This window comes from Pseudophaeobacter sp. 1A09344 (genome assembly GCF_041008745.1).
GTDB classification, from domain to species: Bacteria; Pseudomonadota; Alphaproteobacteria; order Rhodobacterales; family Rhodobacteraceae; genus Phycobacter; species Phycobacter gallaeciensis_A.
On the sequence record NZ_JAXGFS010000002.1, the window covers coordinates 478,533 to 488,054 of the forward strand.

Genomic DNA, 9,522 nt, shown 5'->3' on the forward strand with positions numbered 1-9,522 from the left:
TCTCATCACGCACAACTTTTAGGCAAGTGCGCGTTATACGCGCCTTTTCTCTAAAGGCCGCTCAAGGATGGGCGCAGTTCCGACGAAGCCGAGGTAACAAACCGGCACAGGTCCGACCTGACAGATGTATTTCAGAGAATATGAAAGCGCCGTCGGACGCGGGCAGACTTTACCAGCAGGCCTGTATACCGTGGCGGAACGATCAGGCAGCAGGCACGCTCAGTACCGGAACCAGATCATTCCCCATGACATCGTTCAGGATCGAGCCTCTGACCAACGCCCGGCGCGCCATGGCCGGCGGGGCGCCATCAGGCGGCGCGTATGAAGCGTTCGGTTGCAACCCTTCGGATTTCAGATAGCAGCACGGACTTCTTGACCGGTTTTGCCAGATATCCAGCCGCCCCTAGCTTGAGGAACAATTCCTGGTCCTCTGGCGCAGCGTTGGCCGTCAGCATGATCACCGGCGTATTGCCGATCCTACCCCCACGGCGTGCCAGCTCCGCCAGGGTTTCGCGCCCGTCCATCACCGGCATCTTCATGTCGAGCAGCACAAGATCCACCGATCGTTTCTCAAGACAGGCCAGAGCTTCGACACCATTCCCTGCCTCGACAATCTCAACATCGCTGTTTTTCAAGAAGGCACGCACCACCACCCGGTTCGACGCGGTATCATCCACCAGCAAGATCGAGCGAACACCAAGATCGCTTCGGTCTTCAGCCGGAGTTTGCGGCGAAAGGGCCTCGATCTCCGAATTCTCAAGAACCCTGACCGGGCATGTAAAGGTGAAACAGCTTCCGCGGCCGGGGCTGCTCCTGACTGTGATTTCACCCTCCATCATATGTGCAAAACGCCGTGCAATCGACAGACCAAGACCCGTGCCCGGCACGCTGAGGGCGTTCTTGTCCTCTGCCCGGTAGAACTCCGTGAACAGTTGTGCGGTCTGATCCGGCGTCATGCCGCGTCCGGTATCCGACACCTCAACGGTGAGAACCGTCTGACCATCGACCTGTTCGCCGCGCGCCCCGACCAACACCTGACCCGTCTCGGTGTATTTGACCGCATTGGACACCAAGTTTCCGATAATCTGGCGGACACGCAGCGCGTCGAATTCCGCATAGGCAGGCACGTTGTCTTCGATATCGACGATCAGTTGCAGCCCCTTTTCATCGGCGGGCGCCCGGAACATTTCCACCGCGCTGGAGATTTCGGATCTTGGCTCCGCATTTGTCAGGTTCAGCTCGAACTGTCCGGATTCGATTTTCGCATGATCCAGAACATCGTCCAGAATACCGGTCAGCGCCTGAGCAGACTTACGCAGCAGATGGGTGCGTTCACGCAGCGTCTGCCGGTCGGTGCGTTCATCCTCGATCAGTTCGGACATGGCGCAAATGGCATTGAGAGGGGTGCGGATCTCATGGCTCATCGCCGCAAGGAACCGGCTCTTGGCACGGCTTCCGGCCTCTGCTTCGCGCAAGGCCTCGCGCAGGCGGCCGGTCAGCCGGTGCTGCACCCACATGGCATGCAGCATATAGGCCGACCCCAGAACCACCACGATGGTCGCGATCACAATCTCCACCGGGCTTGCGAAATTATAGAGGAAGCTACCAATCATATAGCCAAACACGCAGAGGATTGGCACCGCCGTCAGAATGCCAAAGAACATCCAGGCAGAGCGCGCCACCACACTGTGATTGAGCGCGATGATCAACAGCATTGAGCCCATCAGCTTGGGAAAGGGTTCTGACTGAAGAAACAGAAGCAGCGGGATCGCATTGAAGACCCAGACGCCAGCAAAGGCAGATCCGGCAAACAGAAGGACCGAACCGATTGTGACCTCTTTACTCAGCCTCTTGTAGACGTAGACACCGATGATCTCGATCAGCCCATAGACCAGATATATGGTGGCCACCACTGGGATTGGCACGAAGAAAAGGGACAGGAGCGAGACAAGCGTAATCGACGCGAAACGGGATGGCAGATCCGCGCGGACGAGATCGTTCTGGGTAGCTATGGCGCTTTTGACGTCTGGCGGCAAAGCAAACATACGCATCCTCCTTCCATTGCCCGTTCCCTCGTTCCTTGTGATGGCTAACGGACGCCGAAGGTCTTCAATCGCCCATCGGACCACGGGCAACTGAAAAACTCTACGTTGAGATTACGGCCAAATGATGACCAATGTTCAAAATAACTCGCGCATACGGCGAATTATCGCCTATTTGCAGCCAATCGATGCAATCTCAGGCTGCGCATCCCGACGCCAAGCGACGTTCCAAAGCCTCCCTCGCATCCTTTTCCGGGAAAATTGTGACCGGAACGTCTCGCTTCGGATGTAGGGTGCTGGGTGTTGAGCATCGGACTCGAAACGAGTGCCGGGAGCTCACTCTATGGGCCACAAGTCCCTCTTTAGCCCCGCTATCTGTCACGCGGCGCTCCTGTCGTTCGGTACGATCAGAAGTTTGACGGTCAATTCGGAAATCAGGGTGTTTGGACCGGTCGCCGACCAGGAGCGCCGCAACTGCATCCTTGCTGGCTGTCAGGGCCGACCCGCCAATTCCGCAGCCAGGAAATCGTTGAAAGCCATCACCTTAGCATCCGCGCTTAGGCGTGACGCGGCAAGCGTGTAGACCGTGCGTTCTGGCAGATGCCAGTCTGGCAGAACCCGGACAATCCGGCCCGTCGCCTCAAGCGGGGCTGACAGGAAATTCGGCAAGCTGCCAATCCCCATGTCGGCCTTGATCATGTCACGCAGGACAATGCTGCTGCCAAGGCGCAGCTGGGGCGAAATCGGCACCGTAACCCGTCTTTGCAGCCCATTAAATTCCCAAGTCAGCGGAGTTTCAGCAAGGCTATAGGACAGTGTTCTGTGTCTTTTCAGATCCTCCGGAGCCTCAGGCTGGCCGCAATCTGCAAGATATTCGGGGCTGGCGAAAACACCCTGATGCACGGGCATAATTTTGCGCGCGATCAACCCCGAATCCGGCAGACTGGCACGGATGCGGATCGCCACATCAAAGCCGCCCTGAACCAGATCCAGCACGTTGTCGTCAAACACAAGCGACAGCTGCACGTCAGGATAGCGACTGGCGAACCGGGGCAACAAATCAGCCAGAACCGTCGTGCCAAAGGAATGCGGCGCATTGATCCGCAACTCGCCCCGCATCACCTGCGCCCCAGACCGCACCTGCTGCTCGGCCAGATCAACGGCCTGCAGGATGCGGTCGGCCTGCTCGTAATATAGCCGACCGTGTTCGGTCAGGGACATGCTGCGGGTGGTGCGCGTGATCAACCTGCAGCCGAGGCTTTCTTCCAGCAGCTTCAGATCGCGGCTGAGCAAGCTGGACGACACGCCCAGATCCTCTGCCGCGCGCGCCATGCTGCCACGGTCGACAATGCGGCAGAAGGCCCGCATGACACCAAACTTGTCCATGGCTCTCTCCGTTGCTTCCCAGAAATAAAACACGATGGGCTAGCTCTGCAAAGCGCTTTGCCCGCGTACCGCTCCAGGCGTAACCTGCTCAGAGATGCTCCACTTGCCGCGCGACAACACGCAGATGCGACCGCAACTCATCGACAGAACCAGTCAGCAACCGCGTGCCCGTTGCAGCGATGATCAGCGTCGGTACGGCCTGCACGCCGTTCACCCGGGCAAAATGCCGATCAGCGTCGACCTGCCGGGCCACCGCCGGATCCTCCATGCGACACTTGAACTGATCCGGGGTCAGACCCAGTTCCTGCGCCAGATCCACCAGCACCTTCGGGTCGGCGATATTGCGGGCTTCGCTCAGATGAGCCCGCTGGATCCGGTCGAACATCTCCCAGTGCAGTGCCTGACCACCAAAAGTTTCCGCCGCCTTGCACGCGAGCGCCGCGTTCATGCCATGGGGATAATCGAAACGGGCCGCCCGCATCGCGTTAATATTGATGTGTTCCGGCTGATCGCTGGCCGCACGGCAATGGCGCCAATGATCCAGAATGGTACTCCGCGCCGCCTCAGGGCTGCCCCAACGCTGTGCCATTTCCTGGCGGCTGGCCTGCAGCACAAAGGTCCGGTGACGAATGTCGAGGTTGATTTCATGTGCTACCATGTGCAAGCGGGATGAAAGATTGAAACACCAGGCGCACACCGTGTCGTGGAAGAATTCGATCTTGATCGGCCTGCTCATTTGAACATCCCCCGGATGTGCCAATCAGCGGCGTCCGGACGGATCTGCGGCAGCCCGCGGTTGCGGTTCGATTGGGGGAGTAAAATGGCAGGGGGAGAAGCGAACATTGCGGGCCTCGCTGACGGTTTCAAAGGGAAGGCAAGACAATCCGCAGATCCACCCAGAAGATTAACCGTGAAATTCGAAAGACAATCTCTCATCAGCTTCAAGAATGCCCACAGGTCTCCCCATCAGGCAGGAAGCGCACCCCAGTTGGCAAAAGGTCCTGCCCGGTCAGGAATTGGTATCCGCAGCCTTTGTCGCAATTGGTTGCGCCCCGGCCCAGGTTCCATCAGCAATCAATTCTGCGGAAACGGTTGTCAGGATTTCACTGACAGCCGATGCCGCGCGGGTCAGCGGCCGCGCGGTGGTGTGGGCCAGGTAAGTTCGGCGCCACAGACCCGGCGCGTCGAACGGGCTAACCGACAAGCGCCCGGCGGAGGCCTCCTGCGCCACCGCGTGGAACGGCAACACCGAACACCCATAGCCCTGCTCAACCAACCGTTTGATATTGCTGTAACTGTCGACTTCGATATCGGGTGCGACCGAGATGCCTTTCACGCGCAGCTTTTCCTCCAGCATGGTGCGCAGCCCATGCGCGCCGCTAGGCAGGATCAGCGGAATACCCGCAAGGTGGTCAAGCGGGGTCGGCCCTGCCCCGGCCTGCGCAGGCGGGGCCAGCATCACCAGCTCTTCATCCAGCAGCGGTTCGGACCGCACCCCGGCTTCCCGCAATTCAGCATATAGAACCGCCAGATCGACACCGCCATCCAGCAGCCATTCGCGGACAAAGCCGCTCATCGCTTCGGCGATGACGATCTTAATCTTTGGATAGCGCGCGCGGCACCGCGCGATCAGCGGCACCGACAGAATACCGCTGATGGTCCCCGGCAGCCCCAGACGTACCGTTCCTGTCGGCTCCCGGCCCAGACTGCGCAGATCTTCTTCGGTGCGCTCCAGATCCATCAGAAGCGTTCGGGCGCGACGGGCAAGTAGTTCTCCGGCCTCTGTTGCGGTAACCCCCTGTGGCGCGCGCAGCAACAACGGCGTTCCAAGGGCTTCTTCCATATTGCGCACATGCAGGGACAAGGCAGGTTGCGCCACATTCACCCGCTGCGCTGCCCGAGTAAAAGAACCCTCTTCGACGATAGCCAGAAAGTATCGCAGCTGTCTCAGATCCACGATCCGCGCCCCATATACAGAAACGTTATACCTATAAGCACTAATAGATATTTGATGTATGCAGGGCAAGCCGGGCATATCCAGAGCAATAGCGAAGACTTCGCAAGGCTCAAACCGGAGACCCCAAATGTACCAGCAGCAGACCGACGAATTTCAGGATATCCGCGATGCGGTGCGCGCGCTATGCGCCGAGTTCCCGGATGAATATCACCGCAAAGTCGACGAGGCCCGCGCCTACCCCGAAGAGTTTGTCGATGCCCTGACCCGTGCCGGCTGGATGGCGGCGCTCATCCCCGAAGAATACGGCGGATCCGGCCTTGGCCTGACCGAAGCGGCGATTATCATGGAAGAGATCAACCGCGCCGGCGGCAATTCGGGCGCCTGCCACGGGCAGATGTATAATATGAACACCCTTGTGCGGCATGGGTCCGAGGACCAGAAGCGCCGCATCCTGCCAAAATTGGCCAGCGGCGAATTGCGTCTGCAATCCATGGGCGTCACCGAACCCACCACCGGCACCGACACGACGCAGCTGAAGACCACCGCGGTCAAGAAAGGCGACAAATACGTGGTGAACGGCCAGAAGGTCTGGATCAGCCGGGTCCAGCATTCGGATCTGATGATCCTGCTTGCCCGCACCACGCCGCTGTCCGAGGTAAAGAAGAAATCCGAAGGCCTGTCCATCTTCCTTGTCGACATCAAGGAAGCGATGCAGTCGGGCATGACCGTCCGGCCGATCCCCAACATGGTCAACCACGAAACCAACGAGCTGTTCTTCGACAATCTGGAAATCCCCGAGGAGAACCTGATCGGCGAAGAAGGCAAGGGCTTCAAATACATCCTGACCGGGCTCAATGCCGAACGCACGCTGATCGCCGCCGAATGCATCGGGGACGGCTACTGGTTCACCGACCGTGTGACGCAATACGTCTCTGAGCGTACGGTCTTTGGCCGCCCAATCGGCCAGAACCAGGGCGTGCAATTCCCCATTGCCGAAGCCTATGTCGAAATCGAAGCTGCCAACCTGATGCGGCAGAAGGCATGTCGGCTTTATGATGAAGGCCAGCCCTGTGGCGCCGAAGCGAACATGGCGAAATACCTCGCCGCCAAGGCCAGCTGGGAGGCCGCGAACGCCTGCCTGCAATTCCACGGTGGTTTCGGCTTTGCCTGCGAATACGATGTCGAGCGTAAATTCCGCGAAACCCGCCTGTATCAGGTGGCGCCGATTTCGACCAATCTCATCCTAAGCTACGTGGCAGAACACGTGCTGGGCCTGCCGAGGTCGTTCTGATGAGCCGCCCGTTGGAAGGATTGAAGGTGGTGGCCATCGAACAGGCCGTAGCCGCCCCCTTCTGCACTGCGCGCCTTGCGGATGCGGGCGCCGAGGTGATCAAGATCGAACGCCCCGAGGGAGATTTCGCCCGTGGTTATGACGATGTCGCGAAGGGCCAATCGAGCTATTTTGTCTGGCTCAACCGCGGCAAGACCTCGGTAACGCTGAATCTGGCCGCGCCCGAGGGCAAGGCGGCACTGGAGCGGTTGCTGAGCGATGCCGATGTGCTGATCCAGAACCTCAAGACAGGCGCGCTGGAGCGGCTGGGATTTGGCCCTGATCGGCTGGCCGAGGACTTCCCGCGTCTTATCACCTGTTCGATCAGCGGCTATGGGGAAGCTGGACCGATGGCAGAGCGCAAGGCCTACGATCTGCTGATCCAGGCGGAATCCGGGCTGTGCTCGATCACCGGCGGGCCATCAGATCCCTCCCGTGTCGGCATTTCCATCGTCGATATTGCCACCGGGGCAACCGCCTATTCCGCCGTTCTCGAAGCGGTCTTGCGGCGTGACAAGACCGGAAAGGGCGCACGGATATCGCTGTCGATGTTCGACGTCATGGCCGATTGGCTCACCGTGCCGCTGCTGAACCACGAAGGCGGCAAACCACCCAAGCGGATCGGGATGGCGCATCCGTCAATCGCGCCCTACGGGGTCTTCACGGCCAGCGACGGCGCGCAGATTCTGCTCTCGATCCAAAGCGACCGGGAATGGAAGAAACTCTGCATCGATTTTCTCGATCAGCCCGATCTGGCCGATGATCCCCGCTTTGCCACCAATGTGGCGCGGGTGGCGAACCGGGATCAGACCGACGCCCTTGTCGCCCGGGGGTTCGCCCGCAGAACTGGCGCCGAGGCCATCGAGGCCCTGCGCGTGGCGGATGTCGCCCTCGCTTCGGTCAACGACATGGAAGGCCTCTCAAACCACCCGCACCTGCGCCGTATCTCGGTCGAGACTCCGAACGGCGTAGTGTCCTATCCGGCGCCCGCCCCGATCTGGCATGGCGAGACGCCGCATTATGGTCCGGTGCCCGCACTCCGACCACAGGAGACCTGAAATGAATATCGATCTTGACCACCTGCGCAGTTGGATTGGCCACGAGGAAACCCGCTCCGAAGTGCTGATGCCGACCCTTGTGGAACGCTTTAACGCCACCTTTGACCGCGACGAACCGCTTGATGAAGGCGCCGAAGCCCCCCCTATGATCCACCTCTGCCTGTGTCAGCCGGTGGCCCCATCGGCAGCCCTCGGGCCCGACGGGCATCCGGCACGCGGCGGCTTTCTGCCACCCGTGCCCCTGCCCCGGCGCATGTGGGCGGGCGGAGAGATGACATTTCACGCGCCACTTTGCATCGGCGATACTGTCACCCGCCGTTCAGTGATCGAAGATGTTGCTTTGAAGACAGGCCGCAGCGGAGACCTGTGCTTTGTAACCGTGCGCCATCATTTCAACAGCGATAGCGGCGATCTGATCACGGAACGACAGGATATCGTCTATCGCGGCGCCCCCACCGGCACAGCCAAGCCGCCCTCCCCCGCTGCGACGGCCCCGGCAGCACCCCACAATCGCAACATCGCCACCACGCCGACATTGCTGTTTCGTTATTCGGCACTGACCTTCAACGGCCATCGCATCCATTACGACCGCCCCTATTGCCAGGAGGACGAAGGCTATCCCGGGCTGGTAGTACACGGCCCGATGCAGGCAACCCTGCTGGCGCAATTCGCCGCCGACCTGCGCGGCGCCGCGCCCGCCCGCTTCAGCTTCCGCAGCCTGTCGCCTGTCTACGACACGCAAGGGCTTGGCCTGCGCGCCGCCGAGACTGAGGCTGGGATCAGCCTGTGGACCGCCGCACCCGGTGGCCCTGTCGCGATGGAGGCGCAGGCGCAATGGTGATGTCCGACGCAATCCGCGCACCGTTGTTCGTTCCGGCTGACCGGCCGGACATTTTCGCCAAGGCACCCCGGTCCGGAACCGACGCGATCATACTCGATCTCGAAGATGCGGTATCACGCAACAACAAGGAGGCCGCCCGTGACGCTCTGACATGCGATTTCACCGAGCTGCCCGTCATTGTACGCATCAATCCCCCCCGCACCCCCTGGCACGCGGCCGATCTCGCAGCCGTTGCATCCTTGCAGGTGGCTGGTCTCATGCTGCCCAAATCCGAAGATCCCGCCTTGATTACCGATCTGGCCGAAACGCTCGGCCCTGATGTGGCGCTGCTGGCCCTGATCGAAAGCGCCGCAGGGCTGGCGGCGGCCCGCGACATCGCGGCGGTGCCCGGCGTGACACATCTAGTGTTCGGCTCGATCGACTTCTGCGCCGACATCGGTGCTGCACATCAGCGCGAGGTGCTGCTGCCCGCCCGCAGCGAGTTGGTTCTTGCCGCCCGTCTGGCCGGGATCTGCGCACCCATTGACGGGGTCACCGCGCAGCTGGACGATCTGACCGAAACCCAGGCGGATGCCGCCCATGCGCGCGCCCTCGGCATGTCTGGTAAACTCTGCATCCATCCGCGGCAGGTCGGTGAGGTCCAGCGCGCCTTTGCACCATCCGCGAATGAAATCCACTGGGCAAAACGGGTCCTTGCCTCTGGCGACGGCGCGACGACCGTCGATGGCGCCATGGTCGATGAACCCGTCCGCCTGCGCGCGCGAGCCATTCTTGGGGCGCTCGCAACTGCCGGATCCCACCCCTCCGCCCAAAGCGAAAGGAAGTCTGAACATGAAGGTACTCGTGCCTGTCAAACGCGTGATTGACTATAACGTGAAGGTCCGCGTCAAAGCGGACGGAAGCGGTGT

General features: G+C 60.6%; 8 protein-coding genes and 1 pseudogene. 5 read left to right on the forward strand and 4 right to left on the reverse strand.

Annotated elements, in window-relative coordinates; all coding sequences use genetic code 11:
- Nucleotides 1-308: 308 nt before the first annotated feature.
- The 4 genes from SM765_RS05570 to SM765_RS05585 all read right to left on the reverse strand — a co-directional run bounded on the left by SM765_RS05570 (nucleotide 309) and on the right by SM765_RS05585 (nucleotide 5,385).
- Nucleotides 309-2,045, reverse strand: a complete 1,737-nt coding sequence (locus tag SM765_RS05570; RefSeq protein WP_274837256.1) for an ATP-binding protein — start codon at nucleotides 2,043-2,045, stop codon at nucleotides 309-311.
- Nucleotides 2,046-2,534: 489 nt separating this feature from the next.
- Nucleotides 2,535-3,428 carry a LysR family transcriptional regulator gene (locus tag SM765_RS05575; RefSeq protein WP_274829798.1) on the reverse strand — a complete coding sequence of 298 codons (894 nt, stop codon included), beginning with the start codon at nucleotides 3,426-3,428 and terminating at the stop codon, nucleotides 2,535-2,537.
- 88 nt (nucleotides 3,429-3,516) lie between these two features.
- Nucleotides 3,517-4,164: a DsbA family oxidoreductase gene (locus tag SM765_RS05580; RefSeq protein WP_274829799.1), complete on the reverse strand. Its 648-nt coding sequence runs from the start codon at nucleotides 4,162-4,164 to the stop codon at nucleotides 3,517-3,519.
- A gap of 273 nt (nucleotides 4,165-4,437) precedes the next feature.
- The gene (locus tag SM765_RS05585; protein WP_274834943.1) at nucleotides 4,438-5,385 is read right to left on the reverse strand and encodes a LysR family transcriptional regulator; all 948 of its coding nucleotides are present in this window, start codon (nucleotides 5,383-5,385) and stop codon (nucleotides 4,438-4,440) included.
- 127 nt (nucleotides 5,386-5,512) lie between these two features.
- Between SM765_RS05585 and SM765_RS05590 the strand changes: the two genes are divergently transcribed.
- The 5 genes and pseudogenes from SM765_RS05590 to SM765_RS05610 all read left to right on the forward strand — a co-directional run.
- Nucleotides 5,513-6,676: an acyl-CoA dehydrogenase family protein gene (locus SM765_RS05590; RefSeq protein WP_065271388.1), complete on the forward strand. Its 1,164-nt coding sequence runs from the start codon at nucleotides 5,513-5,515 to the stop codon at nucleotides 6,674-6,676.
- Nucleotides 6,676-7,773 carry a CaiB/BaiF CoA transferase family protein gene (locus tag SM765_RS05595; protein ID WP_274834944.1) on the forward strand — a complete coding sequence of 366 codons (1,098 nt, stop codon included), beginning with the start codon at nucleotides 6,676-6,678 and terminating at the stop codon, nucleotides 7,771-7,773. The genes SM765_RS05590 and SM765_RS05595 overlap by 1 nt, the downstream gene beginning before the upstream one ends.
- A gap of 1 nt (nucleotide 7,774) precedes the next feature.
- On the forward strand, nucleotides 7,775-8,614 hold the full coding sequence (locus tag SM765_RS05600) for an HTD2 family dehydratase (protein ID WP_274834945.1): 840 nt from the start codon (nucleotides 7,775-7,777) through the stop codon (nucleotides 8,612-8,614).
- Nucleotides 8,614-9,480 (forward strand): HpcH/HpaI aldolase/citrate lyase family protein, encoded by an 867-nt coding sequence (locus tag SM765_RS05605; RefSeq protein ID WP_274834946.1) that lies wholly within the window; start codon nucleotides 8,614-8,616, stop codon nucleotides 9,478-9,480. Before SM765_RS05600 ends, SM765_RS05605 begins: the two co-directional genes overlap by 1 nt.
- Nucleotides 9,446-9,522, forward strand: a pseudogene (locus SM765_RS05610) (electron transfer flavoprotein subunit beta/FixA family protein); the annotation flags it as partial. The gene SM765_RS05605 and the pseudogene SM765_RS05610, both read left to right, overlap by 35 nt.

What these genes read in the sequence shown, in the direction of transcription:
- SM765_RS05570 (WP_274837256.1), bottom strand. Translation starts at nt 2,045, where the DNA reads ATGTTTGCTTTGCCGCCAGACGTCAAAAGCGCCATAGCTACCCAGAAC.
- SM765_RS05575 (WP_274829798.1), bottom strand. Translation starts at nt 3,428, where the DNA reads ATGGACAAGTTTGGTGTCATGCGGGCCTTCTGCCGCATTGTCGACCGT.
- SM765_RS05580 (WP_274829799.1), bottom strand. Translation starts at nt 4,164, where the DNA reads ATGAGCAGGCCGATCAAGATCGAATTCTTCCACGACACGGTGTGCGCC.
- SM765_RS05590 (WP_065271388.1), top strand. Translation starts at nt 5,513, where the DNA reads ATGTACCAGCAGCAGACCGACGAATTTCAGGATATCCGCGATGCGGTG.
- SM765_RS05595 (WP_274834944.1), top strand. Translation starts at nt 6,676, where the DNA reads ATGAGCCGCCCGTTGGAAGGATTGAAGGTGGTGGCCATCGAACAGGCC.
- SM765_RS05600 (WP_274834945.1), top strand. Translation starts at nt 7,775, where the DNA reads ATGAATATCGATCTTGACCACCTGCGCAGTTGGATTGGCCACGAGGAA.
- SM765_RS05605 (WP_274834946.1), top strand. Translation starts at nt 8,614, where the DNA reads ATGTCCGACGCAATCCGCGCACCGTTGTTCGTTCCGGCTGACCGGCCG.